The sequence below is a fragment of the Pseudomonas sp. F9001 genome (assembly GCF_013385435.1).
Taxonomy (GTDB): Bacteria; Pseudomonadota; Gammaproteobacteria; order Pseudomonadales; family Pseudomonadaceae; genus Aquipseudomonas.
On sequence record NZ_JACAPX010000012.1, the window covers coordinates 118927 to 144120 of the forward strand.

Genomic DNA, 25194 nt, shown 5'->3' on the forward strand with positions numbered 1-25194 from the left:
AAAAGCTAAAGCGGGCACGGTCAAATGTGGGAGCTGGCTTGCCTGCGATGGCATCAACTGGGTGTACCTGATGCACCGAGTTGTCTGCATCGCAGGCAAGCCACCCACAGAAAAGCAGATCTGCTTTTGATCTTGATCTGAGCGAACGCGGGTAGTGCAGAGCGGGTAAACCGGCAGGACGCCGTGACCGAAGAAACGGATATGTACACCCGCATGGCGCAGTAATTGCGTCCTCCCCAATCCACCCCCCCAAAAAAGGAGCACCCCCCATGCAACTACGCGCCTTGCGATATTTCCACGAGGTCGCCCGCTGCGCCTCCCTGCGTAAGGCCGCCGAACGTCTTTACGTCACCCCCACCGCCGTCAGCCGCCAGATCGAACACCTGGAACACTTCTTCGGCGCCGCCCTGATTGAGCGCGGCCCCCGCGGCATCCGCCTCACCGCCGAGGGCGAATGCCTGGCCGAACAAGTCACCTCAACCCTGCGCGGCCTCGACCAGGTACGCGAAGTCATCGCCAGCCGCCAAAGCCAGGTGGCCGGTAACATCAGCATCCATGTGTCAGAAAGTATCGTTTCCACCGTGCTCGCCCCGGTGCTCGCCACCTTCTACCGCGCCCACCCCAAGGTCACCTTCAACATCGTGATCGCCAGCGCCTCGGCCACCCTCGACGCCCTGTGCAGCGGCGAGGCGGACCTGGGCCTGGCGTTCTACCTGCAAGAGCGCGCCGACGTCGAAGTCACCGCCCACTGCCAGTTATGGCACCGGGTGCTGGTCAGCGCCGAACACCCCTTCGCCCAGCGCGACAGCATCGAATTGAGCGAACTGCAAGGCCAGCCCCTGGCGATTCCCGACTCGGCCTACGGCGTGCGCCAGGCCCTGGAAGTGGCGGCAAAAAAACGCGGCGTCACCCTCGAACCGGTGTTCACCACCAGCTCCCTGGAAGTGCAGAAGAGCCTGGCCCGGCAACGGGCAGCGGTGCTGATTTTGCCCCAGGTCGAGGCAGACGTGCGGGACCTGGGCGACGGCCTGGTCGCCGTGCCGATCGCCGATGAAGACCTCGGCCGCATCCGCATCGACCTCTGCGTGTACCGCAACCGCCCCCGCTCGGTGGCGGTGCTCAAGTGCCAGGAAATGCTGGCGGGGGCGATGCAGCGTTGTTCGCTGAACTGAGCCTGAGCCTCAGAAGATGTTGATCGGCACATTGGCGACGAGGCGGAACTCATCGTAGCTGCCGTCAATCTGCCCGCCGCTGGCGCGATGGTTGTAGACGATGGTGCGCAGTACGGTGTTCTTGAGTGTTCCGGACTGAATCACATAGGCCAGCATCAAGCCGTTTTCGTTGTGCTTGGCGCCATCCAGGCTGCGCACGTTGTAGCCGGTGTTGTGACCGTTGCGGTCGCCATCGTAATGGGTGCCGTCGATGTCCCAACCCTTGGCGTGCCACAGGCTGGCGGTGAGGCCGGGCACACCGTAGGCGGCGAAGTCCAGGTCGTAGCGCAACTGCCAGGACTTTTCGTTGGGGCCGTTGTAGTCCGAGTACAGCGAGTTGGCCATGTAGTTGCCGGTGGACTCCCACACGTAGTCGAAGTATTCGTTGCCGAATACCTGCTGCCAGGCCAGGGTCAGGCTGTGGGCCAGGTGCGTGGCGGTGAAGGCCAGGCTGGCGGCGTTATTGTCGATGTAGCCGAGGTTTTTGTCGCCCGAGTCGCTGGTGTGGTAGTAGTTGAAGGCGGTCTTCAAGGCGATGTCGCTTTTGTCACCGATGCGGTGGGTCAGGCCGACGTAGGTCTGGTCCCACATGTCTTCGAAACGCGACGCGTAGACGCTGGCTTCCAGCCCGTAACCCGGTTTTACCGTGGCTCCCAGGTAGCTGATGCGTGCGCCGCTGTAGGCGCGGTTGCCGAAGGTGGTGGTGAGCTTTTCGGCGCCGGTGCCGGTGCGTGGAATCGCCCGCTCGAAGCTGCCGCCCTGCACCGACAGCCAGTCGAATTCGTTGCTGAACAAGCCCACGCCCTGGAAGCTGGAGGGCAGGGCGCGGTTGTCCTTGTAACGCAGGATCGGATTGTCGGCCATCAGCCGACCTGCCTTGATCTCGGTGCTCGACAGGCGCAAACGCACGTCGCCCACCCCCAGGCGGCTCCAGGTGGGAATCGCATCGCCGTCGCCGTCCACCAGCACCCGGTCGCCGCCATTGGCCACCTTGCCGTGCCCGCGCTCCAGGTTGACCGCGCTGAAGATCCCCGCATCCACGCCCACGCCAATCAGGCCCTGGGTGTAGCCGGAGCTGTACTTGAGCATGCTGGTCTGCACCCAGGTTTCCCGTACACGCGTGGGCTCGACGCCGCCGGCTTTCTTGATGCTCAAGTGGGTGGTGCGTTTGGTGTGCTGGTTGGAATAGTAGTGACGCAGGTTCAGGTCCAGGGTGCTGCCTTCGAGAAAGCCCGGTGCGCTGGCCTGGGCGTTTTCCTGGGCGAAAGCCTGGGTGCTGGACGCCAGGGTGACGGCCAGTAAAAGACGTGGATACATGGTAAATCCCCATACAAATCAGACGTAAGGCGACCGTCCCGGCAGGCCCTCAGGTGCTGCCGGTCGGTGGCGAAAAGACGCGGGACAGTGGGAAAAGGTATTCAGCGAACCGAAGCTTCTGCGAGCCGGGTTTCGCGGGCCGGGCTGCCGGGCAGCGGCGGACGGGTTTCCTTGGCGAACCAGGCGGCGGTGAGGCACACCAGGTTGGCGATCAGCAGGTACCAGACCGGCGACATCGGGTCGCCTGTGGTGCCGATCAGCCAGGTGATGATGATCTGCGCAGTGCCGCCAAACGCCGCCACACCGAAGGCGTAGACGATGGAGAAACCGGTGGAGCGCACGGATTTCGGGAAGCTTTCCACCAGCAACACGATCAGCGCCGCGCCACTCATGCCGTGCAGGCCCGAGAGTACCGCCAGGGTCAACAGGAAGGTCGCCGGGCTTGGGTGCTCGGTCATCAGTTGCAGGGCCGGGAATAAAATCAACAGCAACACCACCCGCGGTGTCATCAGGATCGTACGGCGCCCGAAGCGGTCGCAGAGCATGCCGCCGGCCACCGCGCACACGGCCATCGCTGCGCCGGCCACCAGAGTCGAGAGCATCGAGATGCTGGTGGGCAGCTTCAGTTCGGTGAGGGCGAAGGTGGTCATGTAGTTGAGGAAGTACTGGGTGATGGTGCTGCCGGAAAGGATCAGCAACCCCAGCACCAGTGCGCGCCGGTGCTTGCCGCAGACTTCCCGTACCAGGTCGCCGGTGCTGGTCTGCTCGCCGTGGCCGTGGAAGGTTTCGGCGAGGTTGCGGCGGATGTAGATGCCGATCGGCAACACCAGCAGGCCGAACACGAACGGCACGCGCCAGCCCCAGCTGTTGAGGTCTTCCGGGGACATGACCTTGGTCAGGGTGAACCCTACCAGCCCGGCCACCATGGCTGCGACGCCCTGGGCGACTACTTGCCAGCAGGCGTAGGTCCCGCGTTTGTGGGGTGGCGCCGCTTCGAGGATGTAGGTGGTGGCGGGGCCGGCTTCACCGCCCCAGGCCAGGCCCTGGATCATGCGGGTGAGCACCAGCAGGATCGGCGCCGCGATACCGATGGTCTCGTAACCGGGCAATATCGCGATGCTGCCGGTGCCCACGGCCATCATCACCAGGGTCAACAGCATCGCCGGTTTGCGCCCGACGCGGTCGGCGTAGGCGCCGATCAGTACTGCGCCCAGGGGCCGGACGATAAAGCCGATACCGAACGCCGTGACCGACAGCATCAGGCTGACGAAGGCGCTGTCGGACGGGAAGAACGTGTGGCCGATCATCACCGCAAAGGTTGCGTACACACCAAAGTCGAAAAACTCCACGGCGTTGCCCAGGACTACGGCGAAGATGCTCTTTTTGCCGGCGTCCGGGGACGGTGTTTCGGGTGCGTGATCAGGATCGGATCGTGTCAATTGCTCAGTGTGCATACCAGCCCCTCGATTTTAGTTATAGGTCGTCCGAGCTCCAGGCCAAGAGGGCCCGGAGCTGGCGTGTGGGTGGGCAGTTCTTACAGCGTCAAAAGTCAGGAAGGATTCGGCCAGTGGTGGATTGCGCCACGCCAGCTCTCGTAGGTTTTAGCGATTTGCAGCAGCCATTGATCGGCAAAACGCGGGGCAATCATCTGCAGGCCGATGGGCATGCCATCGGCGGCGAAACCGCAGTTGATCGACAATGCCGGTTGCTCGCCCATGTTCCACGGCACCGTGAACACGATGTGTTCGAACGGCAGTTGCGGGTTGTTGCTCGGTGATGGCCACTCGGCCGGGAACGCATTGACCTGGTTGGTGGGGGACAGCACCAGGTCGAGTTCGGTGAACACCTGCGCGGCGCGGCGGCGCATTTCAAAGGTCTGGTTGAAACCCTTTACGGCTTGTACGCCGCTGATCTCGGCGCCCGGCGCGGCCCAGTCGCGGATGTACGGCAAGACCTTGTCGAACTGCTCGCTGCTCAGGGCCGACAAATCGCCCCACTGGCGGGCGCGCCAGAAATGGTCGAGGCCATCGAGTTGTGCGCGGTCCATGATTGGCGGGATCAGCGTGACTTTGGCGCCGTGGGCTTCGAACAGCCGTGCGGCTTGCTCCACGGCTTCACACACGAAGCCCTCAGGCTGCATGCCTGCGCCGGGTTCAAGCATCAGGCCGACGCGCAGGCCCCTGACCGACAGCGGCTGGTTACTCCACTGGGTGGTGAGCGGCGGAAGGCTGGTGGCATCGCGGGCATCGGGGCGGGCCAGGTGTTGCATCAACAGCACGCAGTCGTCGACGGTGCGGGTCATGGGCCCGGCGGCGCGGCCGGTGTAGTACGGGTCGATGGGAATGCGGCCCAGGGTCGGCTTGAATCCCACCAGGCCGCACCAGGCGGCGGGCAGGCGCACCGAGCCACCGATGTCGGTGCCCACGTGCAGCGGGCCGTAACCGGCGGCGGCCGCTGCGGCGGCACCGGAGCTGGAACCGCCGGTGTTGTTGGCGGTGTTCCACGGGTTGCGGGTGATGCCGTGGAAGCTCGACAGGCCGGAAGACAGCATGCCGAAGTCCGGGTTGGTGGTCTTGGCCAGGATTATCGCGCCCGCGTCACGCATGCGGGCTGCGGGCGGTGCGTCCCTGAGGGCCGGGGTCAGGCGGGTGGCCGCGCTGCCGAGGGGAATGGGCACGCCTTCGGTGGCGATCAATTCCTTGAGAGTCACCGGTACGCCATCAAGGGCGCCGTTGGGTTGGCCCTTGTTCCAGCGTTCGGTGGAGGCCTGGGCCTGCTGGCGCACCTGTTGCGGGTCGAAGGCATAGAGCGCGTTGATCTGCGGCTCCCAGCGGTCGATGTGGGCCAGGAGTTGGTCGTAGTAGTCGATGGGCGCGAGTTGCCGGCTGGCAAATTGCGCCAGCAGTTCGGCGGCCGTAAGGGTATGCAGGTCAGTCATCGAACGCTTCCTTGTGATGGGCCGGCTGGCTCATGGCGGGTTGCAGTAGGAACGACTATATAAACCCCGGTGTGAAGCGGCCATCACAATCGGTGCAGTTCAGTGTTGCGTTTTTGTGTGCACTGAACCCCGAGGCGCAGCCCCTGGGTTATTTCAAAACCTCAGGCGCAGGCGCTTGAGGCTTTTGTCGTACGGATGGAGCGGTGATTGAAGAACGGCTCCTGTCGAGGTGGGCGGTTCGTTCGAGCGTGTGAAGTGTTCCAGGTGGTGAAGTCGAAGCGAGTGACGGAGACTACGTTTTCCTGGATGAGCATGATGGGGGCAGGGTGGCTGTTGTCTGAATAACGCGTGCCCAGGTTGACTTCCAGTGTGTCCTTGTCACGGTAGCCGCTGAGCAGGGGCAGAAGAGTGAAGGTGTGGTCCATTCCTTCTGACTCGGTGGGCATGCCCACGAATACGACAATGCCGACATACACCTTTCGATCGTTCAAGCTGAACATGCAAGGCGTGTACTTCTGGATGGATTCTTTGAGCAGGTATTTGAAAGGCGTGCCTTCAAGGATGTTCAAGGCGAGCCGGCAGTTGAGTTGTTCATCGGATTTCAACTTCAGCTGTTTTTTCTTCGCGTTGACATACAGTCTCGCCCAGAGGGAAGGAATGACCAGGGTGGTCAAACCGGTCTGCAGCCAAAAAACCCAAAGTGCGGCATTCTTTTTGTTGGCAATATCGAGCTCTACCAACAGGGCGCCAAGATAGCTGCCGTAGTCTGTTGCAACCTCACGACCTGCAAATGCCAGAGTCAAGGCACTTGCCAGGCTAGCGACGACCAGGCAAACCAGCCCCAGTCGCGCAACCTGTAGATAGAGTAACTGCCCTTCAAAACGATGCAGCCGGCAGTAGTAATAGGGATGCTTGATACACACCAGATAACCGCTGACCAGTAACGGGAAAATGATCAGCAGGCCCATGAATCATTGGCCTCCATTTTGCGGACTTGGCGAATTGCTTCCTTGTAGGCCTCGGATTCCATGACTTCTTCGGCGGAGACTGAAATACCCCATTCTCCCTCAATCCTCATGGTTCTTTTTGACTTGATGGCTTCCACCGTATCCAAGTCATCCTGAGTCGGCTTACCGGCAAACAACGAATACAATCCAAACATGGCGACGACCTCGAAAAGATGTAGTCGTTTTTATAGCAAGCGGCCTTGACCCCCGCCATTGATGGCCGGCGTGCCAGCGTCGCCAGTTCCCGTAGGAAACGTCTCCATTCACTCCAACGGTCTAAAACGTCGGCGGCGTAATCACCCAGATCACCACCGCATCCACCTTTCCGGGGTTGCCATAGCGATGGGGCTCACTGCTGGGGAAGCTGAAACTGTCGCCTTCAACCAGCTGAAAATGCCGCTCGCCCACCCATAACTCAAACGTTCCGCTCAACACATAACCCGCCTCTTCACCCTCATGGCTATAGCTCTGCTGGCTATAGGTGCCCGGTGGAAAGCGCGAGTGCAGCATCTCCAATTGATGATTGGGCAGGGGCGTCAGCAACTGGTCGACGATCCCGTCCTCATAGTGAATGCTCTGGCGATTGTTCCTGCGCACCACAAAACCTTCATCCTCCGCTGCCGGCGTGGTCTCGCTGGCAAAAAACCACTGGATCGTCACCCCCAGGCTGCGGGCGATGTTGAACAAGGCCGGGATCGACGGGTAGGCGAGGTTGCGTTCCAGTTGGCTGATATAGCCGGCCGTCAATTCGCTCATCTGCGCCAATTCGGTAAGCGTCATGCCCCGGGCCTTGCGCAAGCCGCGGATGCGGGTGCCGAGAAACAGCTGTGGCGGTTGGTCGTTCAAATGTCCCACGCTACTTTCAATCCTTCATAAATCGCCTCTTCGGCGGTACGCGGCGCCAGGCAATCGCCGATCCGCGTGAACGCCACCAGGCCTTCCAGTTCTGCGCCCAGAGTGTCCACCGGCTGGTGGCCCTGGCACAACACCAGGGTGTCGATATTTTCCAGCAGCATCGGCTCGCCGCTGGCGGTATGTTGCAGGTAGACGGTAGTGTCGTCGCAGCCGTACAAACGGGCGTAAGGGATGATCGGAATGCCCAGCCGATGCAGTTCGCCGGCCAGTTGGTCACGCACGTACAACGGCAGGTTTTCCCCGCAATGGGTGCCGTTCACCGCCAGTTGCACCTGATGGCCGGCACGGGTGAGGCGCTCGGCAATGCCCGGGCCGATCCAGTCGCAACGCCAGTCCACCACGACCACCGAACGGCCCAGCGGCACCTCATCGCGCAGCACTTGCCAGGCATCCACCACCTGTAATTCGCCGCCGCGTTCGAAGGCCGGCCAGTAGGGCTCGGCGCCGGTGGCGATGATCACCCGGTCAGGTTGTTCGCGTTCCACCAATGGGCGGTCGACGCGGGTGTTGCGCACCACGCGGACCCCGGCCAGTTCCATCTCGCGCTGCAGGTTGGTACTGGCGCCGCCGAACTCGCTGCGTCGGGGCAGTAACTGCGCCAGAAGCACTTGGCCGCCCAATTGGGCACTGGCTTCATACAAGGTCACCTCATGTCCGCGCTGCGCCGCCACCGCTGCCGCTTTCATCCCTGCCGGGCCGCCACCGGCGACCATGATCCGCTGGCGTCGCAGTGCCGGTTGCAGTTGGCCAAACTGCAATTCGCGGCCGGTCTCGGGATGCTGGATGCAGGAGATCGGCAGGCCTTTGTGGAAGTGGCCGATGCACGCCTGATTGCAGGCGATGCAGGCGCGTACATCCTCGGCATGGCCGCTTGAGGTCTTGACCGGCATGCGCGGGTCGCAGATCAGCGCGCGGGTCATGCCGAACACATCGGCCTGGCCGCGTTGCAGCATCAATTCGGCCTCCTGGGGCTGGTTGATGCGCCCGGTAACGAACAGCGGAATCGACAGGTGCGTCTTGAACGTCGCCGCTTCTGTCGCCAGGTACGCCGGGGCAATGGCCATGGGCGGCACGATATGGATCGCGCCGCCGAGGGAGGCCGAGGTGCCGGCAACGATGTGCACATAATCCAGGTGTGATTGCAGCTGTTGCACGGCGGCCAGGGAATCCTCTTCGGTCAGGCCTTCGGGGTCGCGTTCATCGGCAGAAATGCGCAGGCCGATGATGAAGTGCTCGTCGGTTTCGGCACGCACCGTGGCGATGATTTCCCGCAGGAAACGCAGGCGTTGTTCCAGCTCGCCGTTGTAGCCGTCGGTGCGGCGATTCACCCGCGGGTTGAGAAATTGCGCAGGCAGGTAACCATGGCTGGCGACCACTTCCACACCGTCAATCCCGGCCTGATACAGGCGCCTTGCCGCAGCGCCGTAGCCGGCGACGATCTCGTCGATCATTGTCTGGTCAAGGGCGCGCGGCATCACCCGGAAGCGTTCGTTGGGCACCCCGGAAGCCGAGTAAGCCACCGCCAGCAAACCGTCGGCCGACTCCATGATTTCCCGCCCTGGATGGAAAATCTGCGACAGCACCACGGTGCCGTGGGCGTGGCAGGTTTCGGCCAGTCGGCGATAGCCGTCGATGCAGCTGTCATCGGTGGCCATCAGCACATGGGAGGTGTAGCGGGCGCTGTCGTGCACCCCGGCCACCTGCAACACAATCAACCCCACGCCGCCTTCGGCGCGTGCCCGGTGGTAGGCGATCAACTGCTCGTTGACCTGGTTGTCGGTGGGCATCGAGGTGTCGTGCCCGCTGGACATGATGCGATTTTTCAGGCGTTTGCCGCGCAGTACCAGCGGTTCAAAAAGATGCGGAAAGGCATGGGGCGACATGGTGCGGATACTCCAGGCGCTGTTGTTATTATTTTTCTATAGGAGGTCAGCCTCAGTAAAAAATCAACTTGTTTTTTTACTGGTGACTGGATTAGCGTCAACCACATCACCCACCCGCCTGGAGAATAAAAATGCCTGGGGCCACCGAACGACAGCTGCGCGAAGAGCTTGCCGCCTGCTACCGGCTGATCGCGCACTTTCGCATGAGCGATTTGATTTTCACCCATATCTCGGTGCGTATCCCGGGGCCCGAGCATCACTTTTTGATCAACCCCTATGGGCTGATGTTCGAGGAGATCACCGCCTCCAGCCTGGTGAAGATCGGCCTGGACGGACGTGCGGTCGAGGCTTCGGCCCATGGCGTCAACCCGGCGGGGTTTGTGATTCACAGCGCGATTCACGGCGCCCGCGAAGATGCGCAGTGCGTGCTGCACACCCACACCCGCGCCGGCTGTGCGGTGGCGGCCCTGGAATGCGGGCTGTTGCCGGTGAATCAGATTTCCATGGAGTTCTACGGCAAGGTCGCCTACCACGACTACGAAGGCGTGGCGCTGGACATGGACGAGCAACAGCGACTGGTGCACGACCTCGGCGACAAGCCGGTGTTGATGCTGCGCAACCATGGTTTGTTGACGGTAGGGGAGACGGTCAGTCAGGCGTTCCTGCGCATGTATTACCTGGAGAAGGCCTGCGATATCCAGATCGCCGCCCAGGCGTGCGGCAAGCTGATCCTGCCGCCTGCGCACGTGTGTGAGTACACCGAGCGGCAGTTCAATGAGCCAGGCCGGCCACTGGAAGAGGGCGAACTGGCAGACCCGGACGCCATGCAACTGGCATGGGCGGCATTGCTGCGGTTACTGGATCGGGTGTCGCCGGGGTTCCGGGAGTGAGGTAGAGTCGTCCAGCCGACTCAACCCAAGGACACCGCCTCATGACCCAGGAATCCCGTTTCTCCCGCATGGAACCGGAGTTGCGCAAGGCCAATCTGGTGCAGGCGACGTTGGCCTGCCTCAAGCGCGACGGCTTCCAGGGCGCGTCGATCCGCAAGATCAGCGCCGAGGCCGGGGTGTCGGTGGGGCTGATCAGTCACCACTATTCGGGCAAGGATGAGCTGGTGGCCGAGGCCTATCGGTCAATCACCCGGCAGGTCATGGACCTGCTGCGGGATGCGATGGCCAAGGCGCCGCCCAGTCCGCGGGAGCGGCTGTCGGCGTTCTTCCGCGGCTCGTTCTCCCCCGAATTGCTCGACCCGCAACTGCTGGATGCCTGGCTGGTGTTCTGGGGGGCGGTCAAGACGGCCCCGGCGATCAACCAGGCCCACGAACACTCCTATGGCGAGTACCGCACCATCATGCGTTCGGCCTTGGTGGACATGGCCGGGGAGGAGGGCTGGAAGCAGTTCGATGCCGATTTGGCGGCCATCGCCTTGAGCGCCTTGCTCGACGGCTTGTGGCTGGAATCGGGGCTCAATCCCGGCACCTTCACCCCGGAGCAGGGCATCCAGATCTGCGAAGCCTGGGTCGATGGCTTGCAGTCGGGCGGGCGCAAGCGCTTCCAGATCAAACCCTGAACTGACGATTCCGCGCCGCCTGGACGCAATGTCCGGGCCGGCATTTTCCCCTCGAAAAATATTTGCAGTTACCCGATTGCCTCCTTACTGAACACTCGTTTAGTATCGCCCCATGTCGCACCCCTCAAGCCAATTAAAATAATTCGAGGATTCCATGACTACAGATCCGTCCGTGCTCACTCAGGTGCAGGCAGGCGTTGCCTGGATCACCCTCAATCGCGGCCCCCAGCGCAACGCCCTGGACATCCCGACCCTCAAGCACCTGCATGCCTTGCTGGACGGTTTCAACCGCGACCCGGCTGTGCGCGTGGTGGTACTGACCGGCAGTGGTCGCAGCTTCTGCGCCGGTGCCGACCTTGCCGAATGGGCCGATGCCGAAGCCCGTGGCGCCCTCGAAACCTACGGCTGGACCGAAACCGCCCACGCCCTGATGACCCGCCTGCACACCCTCGACAAACCCACCCTCGCCGCCATCAACGGCACGGCGGTCGGTGCCGGCATGGACCTCACCCTGTGCTGCGACCTGCGCGTCGCCGCGCAATCGGCACGCTTCAAGGCCGGCTACACCAGCATGGCCTACTCGCCGGACGCCGGCGCCAGCTGGCATCTGCCGCGCCTGATCGGCAGCGAGCAAGCCAAGCGCCTGCTGTTCCTCGATGAATTGTGGAGCGCCGACCGCGCCCTGGCCGCCGGGCTGGTGGGCGAAGTCGTTGCCGACGAGCAACTGCATACCCACGTCGCCGAGCTGGCCACGCGCCTGGCCAACGGCCCGACCTTTGCGTTTGCCCAGACCAAAACCCTCATCCGCGAAGGCGCCGGGCGCAGCCTGCCCGAGCAGCTTCAGGCGGAACTCGCCGCCGGTTTGCTGTGTGGACGCAGCGCCGACGGTGCTGAAGCCCTGCGCGCCTCGATGGAAAAGCGCCCACCGAACTTCTCCGGCAACTGATTCCCCTTCAAAACACCCTCGAACGATCGACAGGTAGCGCCATGAATTTCCAGCCCAGCCAAGAACAAGACATGTTGGTGGACGCGGTACGCAGTTTTGTTGCCAAGGAGTTGTTGCCCCACGAGGAGGCGGTGGACCGCGCCGATGAAGTTTCGCCGGAGCTTGCCGCGCAGATTCGTGACAAGGCCATCGCTGCCGGTTTCTATGCCTTCAACATGCCGGAAGACGTCGGCGGTGGCGGCCTGGACTACCTGTCACAGGCGTTGATCGAGCGTGAGTTGTCGAAAGTCTCCTGGGCGCTGCATGTGTTTGTCGCCCGGCCGTCGAAAATCCTCATGGCCTGCACCGGCGCGCAGATTGGCGAGTACCTGTTGCCGTGCGTGCAGGGCAAGAAGATCGACTGCTTTGCCCTGACCGAACCGGGTGCCGGTTCCGACGCCAATGCGATCAAGACCCGCGCCGTGCGCAGCGGTGATGACTTTGTGCTCAATGGCAGCAAGCACTTCATCAGCCACGCCGGCCACGCGGATTTCGCCATCGTGTTTGCCGTTACCGACACCTACGAACACAACGGTCGCCAACGCAATGCGGTGACCTCGTTCCTGGTGGACCGTGGCACGCCGGGCATGACCATTCGCCGGGGGCCAAAATGCGTCAGCAACCGCGGCTACCACACTTATGAAATGTTCTTCGACGACTGCCGCGTACCAGCCTCCAAAGTCCTCGGCGAAGTCGGCAAAGGTTGGGAAGTCGCCAATGCCTGGCTGACCGCAGGCCGGGTGATGGTGGCTGCCAACTGCGTCGGCCAGGCCCAGCGTGCGCTGGACGTTTCCCTGCAATGGGCGGCCGACCGCAAGCAGTTCGGCCAGCCCATCGGCACCTACCAAGGCATCTCGTTCAAGCTCGCCGACATGGCCACGCAAATCCGTGCGGCCGAACTGCTGACCCTGAACACCGCCTGGAAAATGGACCAGGGCACCATGACCGACGGCGAGGCCGGCATGGCCAAGTTGTTTGCCAGCGAAGTACTGGGCAAGGTTGCCGATGAAGCAGTGCAGATCTATGGCGGCATGGGTTTGATGGACGAAGGCCCGGTGGAGCGCATCTGGCGCAACGCGCGGATCGAGCGGATCTGGGAAGGCACTTCGGAAATCCAGCGCCACATTATTGCCCGCGAACTGTTGCGGCCACTGTTGCGTTGATCGGGTCGGAGAACGCTTATGTCCCAGGCTATTCGCGACAATCTCAAGCGCCTGCTGGCGCCCCGTCACCTGGCATTCGTCGGTGGGCGCAGCATGGCCCGTGCCCTCAAGCGCTGCGCCGAGGGTGGTTTTGCCGGCCAGATGTGGCTGGTCAACCCGCAATATGACAGCCTCGATGGCGTTCCCTGCGTGCGTCGCGTGGCCGATTTGCCGTGCGGTCCGGACGCGGTGTTTATCGCTACCAATCGCGAGCTGACCCTGACCTGTGTCGCCGAACTGGCGGCCATTGGCACCGGTGGCGCCATCTGCTACGCCTCCGGGTTTGCCGAAACCGGCGCCGAGGGCCAAGCCTTGCAGCAACAACTGCTCAAGGCCGCTGGCGAGATGGCACTGCTGGGCCCCAATTGCTATGGCCTGCTGGATTACCTGCACAGCTCGGCGTTGTGGCCGGTGGCCCATGGCGGCAAGCCGGTCGAGAAGGGCGTTGCGGTGCTGACCCAGAGCGGCAACTTTGCCTACAACCTGTCCATGAGCGACCGTTCGCTGCCGGTGGCCTATATGGCGTCGGTGGGCAACCAGGCGCAGTTGGGGGTTGCCGAGTTGATGGACGTGCTGCTCGACGAGCCGCGCGTTACGGCGATTGGCTTGCACCTGGAAGGCTTGAAGAATGTGCCGGGGTTCGCCCGTGCGGCCCACAAGGCCCTGGAGAAAGGCATTCCGATCATCGCCCTGAAAACCGGTGTGTCACAGATCGGCGCCGAGTTGGCTTTGAGTCATACCAGTTCGTTGTCGGGTTCCGATGCGCTGTACGACAGTCTGTTCGCGCGCCTGGGTGTGATCCGGGTCAGCGGGCCGGTGAGTTTTGTCGAGACCCTGAAGGCGGCGGCCTGCGGTAATCTGCCGGCGGGCAACAGCCTGATCGCCCTGGCTTGTTCCGGTGGTGATGCCGGGTTGATTGCCGACTACGCCGAGCGCAACGATTTGAGCCTGCCGAAGCTCGACGAAGGCCAGCGTGAAGAGTTGGCGCAGGTGCTGCCCAGCTACGCCAACCTGGTCAACCCGCTGGATTTCACCACGGCCATCTGGGGCAACAGCGACGCGCTTAATACGATGCTCGACACGGCACTGCGCACCGAAGCGGATGCGGCAATGCTGGTGCTCGACTACCCGGCGGAATTTACCGGTGAGCGCAAGGAGTGCGACCTGCTGCTGGAGCTGTTTTGCAGTGCGCTGACTCGCCACGGCAAGACTGGCTTTGTCACCTCTGCATTTCCCGAATTGCTCCCGGCCCACGCTCGCGAGCGTCTGCATGCCCAGGGCGTTGCCGCGTTGCAAGGCGTGGAAGATGCGCTGGCGGCCTGGGGCCGGATTGCCGACTATCAAGACAATCGCCGGGCGTTGTTGGCGCGGGGTGAGTCGATACTGGTGCCGCTGTGCCCGCAAGCGCTTGAACAACACGGACAGTCGCTGGATGAATGGGATTCCAAGCAGGCTTTACGGGCTTTCGGCCTGACCACGCCAGCCGGTGTCTTGAGCACTCCCGAGCGGGCCATCGCCGATGCCAAAGTGCTGGGTTACCCGCTGGTACTCAAGGCCGTCAGTGCCGACTTGCCGCATAAAACCGAAGCCGGCGCCGTGGCGCTCAACCTGCAGGACGGCTTCGCCTTGACTGCTGCCCTGGCTCATATGCGCGAGCAAATCGCCGCTTATGCGCCGGATGTGCCGTTCGATCAGCTGCTGCTGGAGTCCATGGCTACGCCGCCGCTGGCCGAGCTGATTGTCGGCATCAAGCGCGAAAACGACTTCGGCCTGGCGCTGGTGATCGGCGCTGGTGGAATCCTCGTGGAGTTGCTCAAGGACAGCCGCAGCCTGCTGCTGCCCACCACCGACGACGCAATCCGCAACGCCTTGCTCAGCCTGCGCAGCGCCGCATTGCTGCAAGGCTTTCGCGGACGCGAAGTGGCCGACATGGAAGCCCTGGTGGCGGCGATTCGTGCGGTGGCCGACTACGCCTGCGCCAACGCCGGGCAATTGCTGGAACTCGATGTAAACCCATTGCTGGTCAATGCCCGGGGCGCCACGGCGGTCGATGCATTGATCCGTCTCGCCCAGGCGTGAAGGAGATGACAATGCAAAGCAAAACCTTGACGGGCGGCCAGGCCCTGGTGCGATTGCTGGCCAACTATGGTGTCGACACGGTGTTCGGGATTCCCGGCGTGCACACGCTGGAGCTGTATCGCGGCTTGCCGGGCAGCGGTATTCGGCATGTGCTGACCCGCCACGAGCAGGGCGCCGGCTTTATGGCCGACGGTTATGCGCGGGTCAGCGGTAAGCCGGGGGTGTGTTTCATCATCACCGGGCCGGGGGTGACCAACGCCGCGACGGCGATCGGCCAGGCGTATGCCGACTCGATTCCGCTGCTGGTGATTTCCAGCGTCAACCACACCGCCAGCCTCGGCAAAGGCTGGGGCTGCCTGCATGAAACCCAGGACCAGCGGGCGATGACCGCGCCCATCACTGCGTTTTCGGCAGTAGCGTTGAGTGCCGAGGATTTGCCGGAGTTGATCGCGCGGGCCTACGCGGTGTTCGACAGTGAGCGACCGCGCCCGGTGCATATTTCGGTGCCGCTGGATGTACTGTCGGCGCCGATCAAACGGGACTGGAGCAATGAGGTGGTGCGCCGTCCCGGGCGCGGTTTGCCATCGGCTGAAAGTCTTGATCAGGCAGTGGCAAAACTGGCTGCGGCCAAGCGGCCAATGATCATTGCCGGTGGCGGCGCACTGTTGGCGGCCGAGGCCTTGCAGCGCTTGAGCACACAACTGGCGGCGCCGTTTTTCAGCAGTGTCGCCGGCAAGGGATTGTTGCCGGTGGAGCATCCGCTGAATGCCGGTTCGACCCTGTGTGTCGAGCCCGGCTGGCAGCTCATCGCCGAGGCGGATGTGGTGTTGGCCATCGGCACCGAAATGGCCGATACCGACTTCTGGCGTGAACGCCTGCCGATTAATGGCGAGCTGCTGCGGGTGGATATCGACCCGCGCAAGTTCAACGATTTCTATTCCTGCGCCGTCGCGTTGCACGGTGATGCCCGGCAAACGACGCTGGCTTTGCTGGAACGCTTGCCAGCCACGCCGCGCAACGCGGATGCCGCCACCGCTGCGGTCGCGACGTTACGCCAGGCAATCAGCAGCGGCCATGGTCCGTTGCAACGCATTCACCAGGCGATTCTCGACCGCGTCGCCGCCGAGTTGCCCGCCAATGCCTTCATCAGCAGTGACATGACCCAACTGGCCTACACCGGCAACTACGCCTTTCCCAGCAACACCACCCGCAGTTGGCTGCATCCCACCGGCTACGGCACCCTGGGCTATGGCCTGCCGGCCGGTATCGGCGCCAAGTTCGGCGCACCGCAACGGCCCGGCCTGGTGCTGGTGGGCGACGGCGGCTTTCTCTACACCGCCCAGGAACTGGCCACGGCCGTGGAAGAACTGGACAGCCCGCTGGTGGTGTTGCTCTGGAACAACGACGCCCTGGGGCAGATTCGCGACGACATGCTGAACCTGGACATCGAACCCATCGGCGTACTGCCGCGCAACCCGGACTTCGCCGCCCTGGCGCGGGCGTTCGGCTGCACGGTCAGCGAGCCACAGAACCTGGATGAGCTGCAGACGGATTTGCGTAACGGTTTCAAGCGCAACGGCGTGACCTTGATCGAGTTGAAGCATGCCTGTGTGAACCTTTAGAGGAGCAACACCATGAGCGAAAACAACAACAAAATGACTCAAGCGATGCACCGGCGGGACTTCCTCAAGCACAGCGCCGTAGCCGGTGCCGTGGCCGCCGCGTTTTCCATGGGCCTGCCGCTGCAGGCCTTTGCCGAGGAGGCCACGCCCAAGCCGGGCGGCGTGCTGCGCATGGGCCTGGCCGGCGGCAGCACCACCGACTCCCGCGACCCGGGATCCTGGGTCGACACCTTCACCTTCGTCGGCTTTTCGGCGGTGTACAACACCCTCACGGAAATCGCGGTGGACGGCAGCGCCATCCCCGAATTGGCCGAAAGCTTCGAGTCGACGCCCGACGCGCGCACCTGGACCTTCAAGCTGCGCCAGGGCGTGACCTTCCATAACGGCAAAAGCCTGACCGCTGACGACGTGGTGGCCTCGATCAACCATCACCTGGCAGCCAACTCCACCTCGGCGGCCAAGACGGTGATCGGCGATGTGGCCAGTGTCAGCGCCAAGGGCAGCGATGCCGTGGTGTTCGAATTGCACTCGGGCAATGCCGATTTCGCTTATGTAGTCGCCGATTACCACCTGGTGATCATGCCCGCCAAGGACGGCGCCGCCGACTGGCAGGCCGGGATCGGCACCAGCGGTTATCGCCTGAAAAGCTTCGAGCCGGGGGTACGCATGGACCTGGAGCGCAACCCCGATTACTGGAAGCCGGGCAGGGCACACTTCGCCAGTGCCGAGCTGTTGGCGATTGCCGACGGCGCAGCGCGGGTCAATGCGCTGGTCACCGGGCAAGTCGACGTGATCAACAAGGTCGACCTGAAAACCGTAGCCCTGCTCAAGCGCAATCCCACGCTGGTCATCGAAGAAACCAAGGGCGCCCAGCACTACACCTTCCCGATGTTGTGCGACAGCAACGAGTTCAAGAACAACGACATCCGCATGGCGATGAAGCATGCGATCAACCGCGAAACCCTGCTGGCCTCGGTGCTGCATGGCTATGGCCTGGTGGGCAACGACCATCCGATCCAGCCCGGCAGCCGCTTCATCAACGCCGCCCTGGAGCAGCGCACCTACGACCCGGACAAGTCGCGATTCTACCTGCGCAAGGCCGGTGTGGAGTCGCTGAAGGTGCGCCTGCAAGCTTCCGATGCCGCCTACACCGGCGCGGTGGATGCTTCGGTGCTGTTCAAGGAGCAGGCGCGCCAGGCCGGGATTGATATCGACGTGGTGCGCGAGCCGGCGGATGGCTATTTCTCCAATATCTGGATGAAGCAGCCGTTCACCACCTCGTTCTGGTACAGCAGCCTGACTGCCGACCGCATGTTCAGCATCGGCTACGCCAAGGGCGCGGCGTGGAACGAAACCCATTGGAATAACGACCGCTTCAACCAGTTGCTCAACGCAGCGCGAGGCGAGATGAACGCGCCGCTGCGCCAGGAGATGTACAACGAAATGCAGAGCCTGTGCCGGGACGACGGCGGTGCGATTGTGCCGTTGTTCGCCAGCTCCGTGGCGGCCCGCTCGAACCGCGTCAGCCATGGACCGCTGACGGCGCCGTATGGGGAACTGGATGGGTTGCGGCTGATCGAGCGGTGGTGGCAGGCGTGAAGATTCCAGATACGCCACAAATCAAATGTGGGAGCGGGCTTGCTCGCGAATGCGGTGGGTCAGTCTCTATCTGTATTGGCTGACACACCGCTTTCGCGAGCAAGCCCGCTCCCACATTGAACATTTGTCGCCTTCGAGAACATGCCCCACTCATGAGAACCGAACATGAATAGCCTATTCAAACTGGTACTCCAACGCCTCGCCCTTGGCCTGCTGTCGTTGTTCGCCGTCTCGGTGATCATCTTCCTGGCGGTCGGCATGCTCCCCGGTGATATCGCCCAGGCCATGCTCGGCCAGTCCGCCACGCCGGAAACCATCGCCGCCTTTCGCGCCCAACTGGGCCTGGACCTGCCGCCCCTGAGCCGGTTCGTGCAATGGCTGCTGCGCCTTCTGCACGGCGACCTCGGCGCTTCCCTGGCCAACCAGCGGCCCATCGCTGAACTGATCGGCGCACGCCTGGGCAACACCTTGCGCCTCGCGGCACTGGCGGCGTTGGTCTCGGTGCCCCTGGCGCTGGTGCTGGGGATGCTCGCCGCGCTGTACCGCAACAGCTGGTTCGACCGCCTGCTCAACACCTCGGCCCTGAGTGCGGTGTCGTTCCCGGAGTTCTTCGTCGCCTACCTGCTGATCCTGGTGTTTTCGGTCAAGCTGGGCTGGTTTCCCAGCCTGTCCAACCTGGCGCCGGATGCCTCATTCGCCACCATTCTCGAACGTTCGGTGTTGCCGGTGGCCACCCTGAGCCTGGTGGTGATCGCGCAGATGATGCGCATGACCCGTGCCTCGCTGATCAACCTGCTGGCCAGCCCGTATATCGAAATGGCCCGGCTCAAGGGCATCAGCCAGTCGCGGATTATCTGGCGCCACGCACTGCCCAATGCCCTGGCGCCCATCGTCAACGTGATCGCGCTCAACCTCGCGTACCTGGTGGTGGGCGTAGTGGTGGTGGAGGTGGTGTTTGTCTACCCGGGCCTCGGCCAGTTGCTGGTGGACTCGGTGTCCAAGCGCGATATCCCGGTGGTGCAGGCGTGCAGCCTGATCTTTGCCGCCACCTACATCCTGCTCAATACCGGCGCCGATGTGCTGTCCATCGCCACCAACCCACGCCTGATGCATCCCAAGGGGTAGACCATGAGCCTTCTCACACAACTGGCCCGGGCGCCATTGAGCGCGAAGTTCGGCCTGCTGGTCATCGTGCTGTACGTGCTGGTGGCGTTGTTTGCACCGCTGCTCGCGCCCTATGGCGAAACCCAGGTGGTGGGCGACGGGTTTGCGCCCTGGAGCGGCCAATTCCTGCTGGGCACCGATAACCTCGGGCGGGACATGTTCAGCCGCCTGGTGTATGGCGCGCGCAACACCCTGGGCATCGCTTTTTTGACCACGGTGCTGGCGTTTTTGCTGGGCGGTTTGAGCGGCTTGATAGCCGCGATCAAGGGCGGCTGGGTCGACCAGGGATTGTCGCGGGTGGTGGATATCCTGATGGCGATCCCGCAACTGATCTTCGCCTTGCTGATCCTCAGCGTGGTGGGCACCAATGCCACCTCGCTGGTGCTGGTGATTGCACTGCTGGATTCGACCCGGGTGTTTCGGCTGTCCCGGGCTGTGGCGATGACCGTGGTGGTGCAGGATTTTGTCGAAGCCGCGCGCTTGCGTGGGGAAGGGCTCTGGTGGCTGGTCACCCGGGAAGTGCTGCCCAACGCCGCCGCGCCGCTGATTGCCGAGTTCGGCCTGCGCTTTTGCTTCGTGTTTTTGTTTATCAGCGCGCTGTCGTTCCTTGGCCTGGGCATTCAACCGCCCACCGCCGATTGGGGCAGCATGGTCCGCGACAACGCGGTGCTGATCACCTTCGGTGACATCAGCCCGTTGCTGCCGGCGCTGGCAGTGGCGTTGATCACCGTCAGCGTGAATTTTGTCGTCGACTGGATGCTGCATAAATCCAGCGGCCTGAAGGAGTGTTGAGGATGGACAAGCCATTGCTGGAAATCCGCAACCTGCAGATTGAAGGGCATTACGAAGACGCCTGGCATCCGTTGATCAAGGGTATCGACCTGACGTTGCAACGGGGTGAGGTACTGGGGCTGATTGGTGAGTCTGGCGCGGGTAAATCAACGTTGGGCCTGGCGGCCATGGGTTTTGCCCGCGATGGTTGTCGCATCACCGGTGGCTCGGTGTGCTTTGACGGCATTCAACTGTTGCAGGCCAAACCCGAAGCCTTGCGCAAGCTGCGAGGACTGCGGATTGCCTACGTAGCGCAATCCGCTGCCGCGTCGTTCAACCCGGCCCATCGGCTGATTGACCAGCATGTGGAAACCGCCGTGATCAACGGTGGCATCAGCCGCGCCCAGGCTGAACGCGAGGCGGTGGAGTTGTACCGCGTGCTGCGCCTGCCCAATCCGGAAACCATCGGCCAGCGTTATCCGCATCAGGTCTCCGGCGGGCAACTGCAACGGGTGATGACCGCCATGGCGATGGCCTGTCACCCGGACCTGATCATCTTCGACGAACCCACCACCGCCCTCGACGTCACCACCCAGATCGAAGTGCTGGCGGCGATTCGCGATGCGGTGAAAACCTTCGGCAGTGCCGCGCTGTATATCAGCCATGACCTGGCAGTGGTCGCGCAGATGGCCGACCGCATCATGGTGCTGCGCCACGGCAAGCTGGTGGAGGAGGCCGAGACCCGCACCATGCTCAGCGCACCGCAGCAGGACTACACCAAGTCCCTGTGGGCGGTGCGCAGCTTTCGCACCGAGCCCAAGGCTTGCCCGCAGCAGCAGGTGCCGTTGCTGGAAGTGCGTCAGGTGTGCGCCAGCTACGGGCATCAGCCGGTGCTGCATGACGTGTCGATGAGCTTGCATCGCGGCCAGACGTTGGCGGTGATCGGTGAGTCCGGCAGCGGCAAAAGCTCCACCGCACGCTTGATTACGGGGTTGCTGCCGGCTACGGCGGGGCAGGTGCTGTATGACGGTGAAGCGTTGCCGGCGGACTTTCGCCGGCGCAGCAAGGAGCAGTTGCGACGGATCCAGATGATCTACCAGATCCCCGATACCGCGCTGAACCCGCGCCAGCGCATCGTCGACATCATTGGCCGGCCACTGACCTTCTACCTCGGCCTCAAGGGCAAGGCCATGCGCGCCCGAGTCGCCGAGTTGCTGGAGATGATCGAGCTGGACCCGGCCACCTTCATGGAGCGTCAGCCCCGTGAGCTGTCCGGCGGCCAGAAGCAACGTATCTGCATCGCTCGCGCCCTGGCGGCCGACCCACAATTGATCATCTGCGACGAAGTGACCTCGGCCCTGGATCAGTTAGTGGCCGAGGGCGTGCTGAAACTGCTCAACCGCATTCAGCAGCAGTTGGGCGTGGCCTACCTGTTTATCACCCATGACGTGGCCACGGTGCGCGCCATCGCCGACGAAGTGGTGGTGATGCAGCGGGGCAGGGTGGTGGACCAGGGCAGCCGCAGCGCGATCTTCACCCCGCCGTATCAGGACTACACCGGCTTGCTGTTTTCATCGGAGCCGGAAATGGACCCCGACTGGCTCGACCATTTGCTGGCCAAACGGGCCGCGCTTACTTCTTGAGGAGTTTTTATGAAGGTGTTGATTGTCCACGCCCATCCCGAGCCGCAGTCGTTTACCGCGGCCTTGCGTGACCAGGCCACGGCTACCCTGCAAGCGCAGGGGCATGAGGTGCAGGTCAGTGATTTGTACGCGATGAACTGGAATCCCGTAGCCAGCGCCTCGGACTTCACCTCGCGGGAGAACCCCGACTACCTGGTGTATGCCCTGGAGCAGCGCCTGGGGGTGAAAAGCCAATCCATCGCGGCGGATATCCAGCAGGAGTTGGACAAGCTGCTGTGGGCCGATCTGCTGATCCTCAATTTCCCGATCTTCTGGTTCTCGGCGCCCGCGATGCTCAAGGGCTGGATTGACCGGGTTCTGGTGTCGGGCGTGTGCTACGGCGGCAAGCGGTTCTATGATCAGGGCGGGCTCGCCGGCAAGAAAGCGCTGGTCACGGTGACCCTCGGCGGGCGCGAGCATATGTTTGGCGAGGGTGCGATTCACGGGCCGTTGGAGGACATGCTGCGGCCGATCCTGCGTGGCACGCTGGCGTATGTCGGGTTTGAGGTGCTGGAGCCGTTTGTGGCGTGGCATGTGCCGTATATCAGCGCCGAGGCCCGGCAGACTTTCCTGCACAGTTACCAGCAGCGATTGGAAGGGCTGGCGGATGACCAGCCGTTGGTGTTTCCGAAGTTGGCGCAGTTTGATGAGGCTCTTTATCCACTTTAGTCAAGTGAATGAAGATCCAGTGTGGGAGCGGGCTTGCTCGCGAAAGCGGCGCGCCAGTTGATGCATGTGCTGGCTGAACCACCGCATTCGCGAGCAAGCCCGCTCCCACATTTGATCTTCATTGTCAGGCGCGATTGTGTACCCGCAACCGCTCGGCAGCGCTGCGCAGCAGCTGTTCCGTGCCGTCCCAGCCCAGGCAGCCATCGGTGATCGACACGCCGTATTTCATCGACGGGCTCAATGGCTGGCAGCCTTCGAACAGATGGCTCTCGATCATCATGCCGATCAGCGACGTGTCGCCCTGCAGGCGCTGCTCCAGCACGTCGTTGAACACCGCCGGTTGGCGCAGCGGGTCTTTGCCGCTGTTGGCGTGGCTGCAGTCGACCATGATCCGCGGCGCGACTTTGCTCTTGGCAAGGTCGGCGTGAACCTGGGCCACGCTCTGGCGATCGTAGTTCGGCCCACGATGGCCGCCACGCAACACGAGGTGAGTGTCGGGGTTGCCCGGGGTCTGGATGATCGCCGGATGGCCCTGGCTGTCGACACCGAAGTGACGGTGCGGGTGAGCGGCGGAGCGCATGGCGTCACAGGCGATGGCCACGCCGCCGTCGGTGCCGTTCTTGAAGCCGACGGGCATGCCGAGGCCGCTGGCCATTTCGCGATGAATCTGCGATTCGGTGGTGCGCGCGCCAATGGCGACCCAGCTCAACAGGTCATCGAAGTAGCCGGCAGCCATCGGTTGCAGCAGCTCGGTGGCGACCGGCAGGCCCAGGCGCAGCATTTCCCGCATCAGTTCCCGGGACAGGGTCAGGCCCGCGGCCATGTCGTCGCTGCCATCCAGTCGCGGGTCGTAGGCCAGGCCTTTCCAACCGATGGTGGTGCGGGGTTTTTCGACGTAGGCGCGGATCACCAGCAGCATCTGGTCACTGACTTCATGGGCCAGTTTTTTCAGGTTGCGTGCGTATTCCATGGCCGATTCCGGGTCGTGGATCGAGCACGGGCCGACGATCACCAGCAGGCGTGAGTCTTCGCCCTGGAGAATGGCGCGCACGGCTTGGCGATGGGCGTGGATCTGTTCGTTGAGGAATGGGCTCAGGGGCAGTTGGTGCTTGAGCTCAAGGGCACTGGGCAAACGCTGGGTCAGCGCTTCATTGGCGCAGGACAGGGTGGAAACAGGCAGAGCGGCGATCGAGGCGTTCATATTCGGGCTTCCTGGGCAAGCGGCGGGCTGTTCCCGCACGCTCTGCCCTACTGGGGTGTTCGACAATTGGCCGTATTGGCTACGTGTGTTGGCTTGCCACCAATAGGTGACCGATCGGAGGCGGCAGGCTGTCCCGAACGGAGCTTGCTAAATCGCCAGGCGGTGGAGGTGTCGTAGCGGTAATAGGTGGCGTAGTTCATGGCGTGAGTCCTTTAAGTGTTCGGTGTGTGGCAAAAATAATAAGGGCTGAAAAAACAAAACCCCCGGTCGGGGAGCCGACCGGGGGTTAGATTTCTCTGGTAGGCGACCCCTTGAGTAGTGGGCGCCGATTTCAGGTATCAGGCGCGCCAGTGGCTAAACCAATACCCAAAATAAAAGCTGACCAGTGCGCTCAAATCGCTCACGCGGGCAGCCACGACCGAGCGCTGGGCGCTGGCAGCAGGGCAAACCTGAGTGTGGGTGAGTTGCAACATGGTGTGTCTCCAAATGATGGGGGGAGCTTAACTGAGGCGAGCGGGTGGATTCAATCAGTAATTTCTATTGAGTGTGGGTACTTACGGCTATGACCCTAGTGTCGATATGCTGCACGGACTTCACGATGATTGCCTGGATGCGACCATGACGGCCTTGACGATTGCTGCTGCCCAATCCATTTCCATTGCGGGCGACGTACCCGGAAATATCGCGCGTCACCTGGCATTCATGCGCACGGCGGCAGAGCATGGTGTGCAATTGCTGGTGTTTCCGGAACTGTCCCTGACCGGCTATGAACCGTCACTGGCTGCCGGGCTGGCGATCGCGCCCGGCGATGAAGCGCTCGCGCCGCTGCGGGAGATGGCCTGTGAGTTGTGCATCACCGCGGTGGTGGGCATGCCGATTCGCCTGGGGGGCGCCAGTGAGGTGTTGATCGGTGCGCTGGTGCTGGGGCCGGATGGCTCGGTGGCGGTCTATACCAAGCAGCATCTGCATCCCGGTGAAGACGTGGCGTTTGCTGCGGGGCAGGGCGGGGCGGCCCTTGAATGGGGGGACGACCGGATCGCCCTGGCGGTATGCGCGGATTTTTCCCACGCCAGCCACCCTCGACAGGCTGCCGAGGACGGGGCGAACATCTACGCTGCGGGTGTGCTGATCAGCGAAGGCGGCTACGCGCCGGACACCGCCTTGCTACAGGGCTATGCCGCCGAGCACCGGATGCTGGTGCTGATGGCCAACCACGGTGGCCCATCCGGTGGCTGGGCCTGCGCCGGGCGCAGCGCAATCTGGGGCGCCGACGGTGGTTTGATCGCGGCTAGCCCGGGTGTAGGCGATACGCTGGTGATTGCACGACGCGACACCGGCGGCCAGTGGCAGGGAGAACAGGTGGCAATCTAGGGAGTTCA

General features: G+C 62.9%; 22 protein-coding genes. 13 read left to right on the forward strand and 9 right to left on the reverse strand.

Features of this window, described 5'->3' with window-relative positions; genetic code table 11:
* Window positions 1-269: 269 nt before the first annotated feature.
* Window positions 270-1172, forward strand: coding sequence for a LysR family transcriptional regulator (locus HX818_RS12070; RefSeq protein ID WP_003208975.1), 903 nt, complete (start codon window positions 270-272; stop codon window positions 1170-1172).
* A gap of 9 nt (window positions 1173-1181) precedes the next feature.
* Here the strand turns inward: HX818_RS12070 and HX818_RS12075 are convergent, their stop codons facing one another.
* The 7 genes from HX818_RS12075 to HX818_RS12105 all read right to left on the reverse strand — a co-directional run bounded on the left by HX818_RS12075 (window position 1182) and on the right by HX818_RS12105 (window position 9271).
* On the reverse strand, window positions 1182-2528 hold the full coding sequence (locus HX818_RS12075; RefSeq protein WP_177020170.1) for an OprD family outer membrane porin: 1347 nt from the start codon (window positions 2526-2528) through the stop codon (window positions 1182-1184).
* 101 nt (window positions 2529-2629) lie between these two features.
* Window positions 2630-3982 carry a citrate-proton symporter gene (locus HX818_RS12080; RefSeq protein ID WP_003208972.1) on the reverse strand — a complete coding sequence of 451 codons (1353 nt, stop codon included), beginning with the start codon at window positions 3980-3982 and terminating at the stop codon, window positions 2630-2632.
* 95 nt (window positions 3983-4077) lie between these two features.
* Window positions 4078-5466: an amidase gene (locus HX818_RS12085; RefSeq protein ID WP_177020171.1), complete on the reverse strand. Its 1389-nt coding sequence runs from the start codon at window positions 5464-5466 to the stop codon at window positions 4078-4080.
* 161 nt (window positions 5467-5627) lie between these two features.
* On the reverse strand, window positions 5628-6434 hold the full coding sequence (locus HX818_RS12090) for a hypothetical protein (RefSeq protein WP_177020172.1): 807 nt from the start codon (window positions 6432-6434) through the stop codon (window positions 5628-5630).
* A complete protein-coding gene (locus HX818_RS12095; protein WP_063028939.1) occupies window positions 6422-6628 on the reverse strand; it encodes a hypothetical protein in 207 nt (68 codons plus the stop codon). Before HX818_RS12095 ends, HX818_RS12090 begins: the two co-directional genes overlap by 13 nt.
* 121 nt (window positions 6629-6749) lie before the next feature.
* The gene (locus HX818_RS12100; RefSeq protein WP_238544244.1) at window positions 6750-7328 is read right to left on the reverse strand and encodes a helix-turn-helix domain-containing protein; all 579 of its coding nucleotides are present in this window, start codon (window positions 7326-7328) and stop codon (window positions 6750-6752) included.
* Entirely contained in the window at window positions 7316-9271 is a 1956-nt protein-coding gene (locus tag HX818_RS12105) for an FAD-dependent oxidoreductase (protein WP_177020173.1), read from the reverse strand. The genes HX818_RS12100 and HX818_RS12105 overlap by 13 nt, the downstream gene beginning before the upstream one ends.
* A 131-nt stretch (window positions 9272-9402) precedes the next feature.
* Here HX818_RS12105 and HX818_RS12110 point away from each other — a divergent pair, with 131 nt between their 5' ends.
* The 11 genes from HX818_RS12110 to HX818_RS12160 all read left to right on the forward strand — a co-directional run bounded on the left by HX818_RS12110 (window position 9403) and on the right by HX818_RS12160 (window position 22614).
* Window positions 9403-10161: a class II aldolase/adducin family protein gene (locus HX818_RS12110; protein WP_087694886.1), complete on the forward strand. Its 759-nt coding sequence runs from the start codon at window positions 9403-9405 to the stop codon at window positions 10159-10161.
* Between the two features lie 41 nt (window positions 10162-10202).
* A complete protein-coding gene (locus HX818_RS12115) occupies window positions 10203-10841 on the forward strand; it encodes a TetR family transcriptional regulator C-terminal domain-containing protein (RefSeq protein ID WP_003208961.1) in 639 nt (212 codons plus the stop codon).
* A gap of 154 nt (window positions 10842-10995) precedes the next feature.
* Window positions 10996-11787, forward strand: coding sequence for an enoyl-CoA hydratase/isomerase family protein (locus HX818_RS12120; RefSeq protein ID WP_023658721.1), 792 nt, complete (start codon window positions 10996-10998; stop codon window positions 11785-11787).
* A 41-nt stretch (window positions 11788-11828) separates the two neighbouring features.
* Entirely contained in the window at window positions 11829-12989 is a 1161-nt protein-coding gene (locus HX818_RS12125) for an acyl-CoA dehydrogenase family protein (RefSeq protein ID WP_008436052.1), read from the forward strand.
* Between the two features lie 18 nt (window positions 12990-13007).
* Window positions 13008-15107: an acetate--CoA ligase family protein gene (locus HX818_RS12130; RefSeq protein WP_177020174.1), complete on the forward strand. Its 2100-nt coding sequence runs from the start codon at window positions 13008-13010 to the stop codon at window positions 15105-15107.
* A gap of 11 nt (window positions 15108-15118) precedes the next feature.
* Complete coding sequence (locus HX818_RS12135) at window positions 15119-16729, forward strand: 5-guanidino-2-oxopentanoate decarboxylase (RefSeq protein WP_177020175.1); 1611 nt, start codon at window positions 15119-15121, stop codon at window positions 16727-16729.
* A 12-nt stretch (window positions 16730-16741) separates the two neighbouring features.
* Window positions 16742-18328, forward strand: coding sequence for an ABC transporter substrate-binding protein (locus HX818_RS12140; protein ID WP_134326242.1), 1587 nt, complete (start codon window positions 16742-16744; stop codon window positions 18326-18328).
* Window positions 18329-18493: 165 nt separating this feature from the next.
* Complete coding sequence (locus HX818_RS12145) at window positions 18494-19453, forward strand: ABC transporter permease (RefSeq protein ID WP_008436056.1); 960 nt, start codon at window positions 18494-18496, stop codon at window positions 19451-19453.
* 3 nt (window positions 19454-19456) lie between these two features.
* Window positions 19457-20284 carry an ABC transporter permease gene (locus tag HX818_RS12150; RefSeq protein WP_087694880.1) on the forward strand — a complete coding sequence of 276 codons (828 nt, stop codon included), beginning with the start codon at window positions 19457-19459 and terminating at the stop codon, window positions 20282-20284.
* 2 nt (window positions 20285-20286) lie between these two features.
* The gene (locus HX818_RS12155; protein ID WP_177020176.1) at window positions 20287-21906 is read left to right on the forward strand and encodes an ABC transporter ATP-binding protein; all 1620 of its coding nucleotides are present in this window, start codon (window positions 20287-20289) and stop codon (window positions 21904-21906) included.
* Window positions 21907-21915: 9 nt separating this feature from the next.
* Complete coding sequence (locus HX818_RS12160; protein ID WP_177020177.1) at window positions 21916-22614, forward strand: NAD(P)H-dependent oxidoreductase; 699 nt, start codon at window positions 21916-21918, stop codon at window positions 22612-22614.
* A 124-nt stretch (window positions 22615-22738) separates the two neighbouring features.
* On the opposite strand, the gene HX818_RS12165 is transcribed toward HX818_RS12160, so the two are convergent.
* Window positions 22739-23815, reverse strand: a complete 1077-nt coding sequence (locus tag HX818_RS12165) for a 3-deoxy-7-phosphoheptulonate synthase (protein WP_008436060.1) — start codon at window positions 23813-23815, stop codon at window positions 22739-22741.
* 338 nt (window positions 23816-24153) lie between these two features.
* Entirely contained in the window at window positions 24154-24288 is a 135-nt protein-coding gene (locus tag HX818_RS31220) for a hypothetical protein (protein ID WP_256346355.1), read from the reverse strand.
* A gap of 145 nt (window positions 24289-24433) precedes the next feature.
* Between HX818_RS31220 and HX818_RS12170 the strand changes: the two genes are divergently transcribed.
* Complete coding sequence (locus HX818_RS12170; protein WP_177020178.1) at window positions 24434-25186, forward strand: carbon-nitrogen hydrolase family protein; 753 nt, start codon at window positions 24434-24436, stop codon at window positions 25184-25186.
* Window positions 25187-25194: the final 8 nt, after the last annotated feature.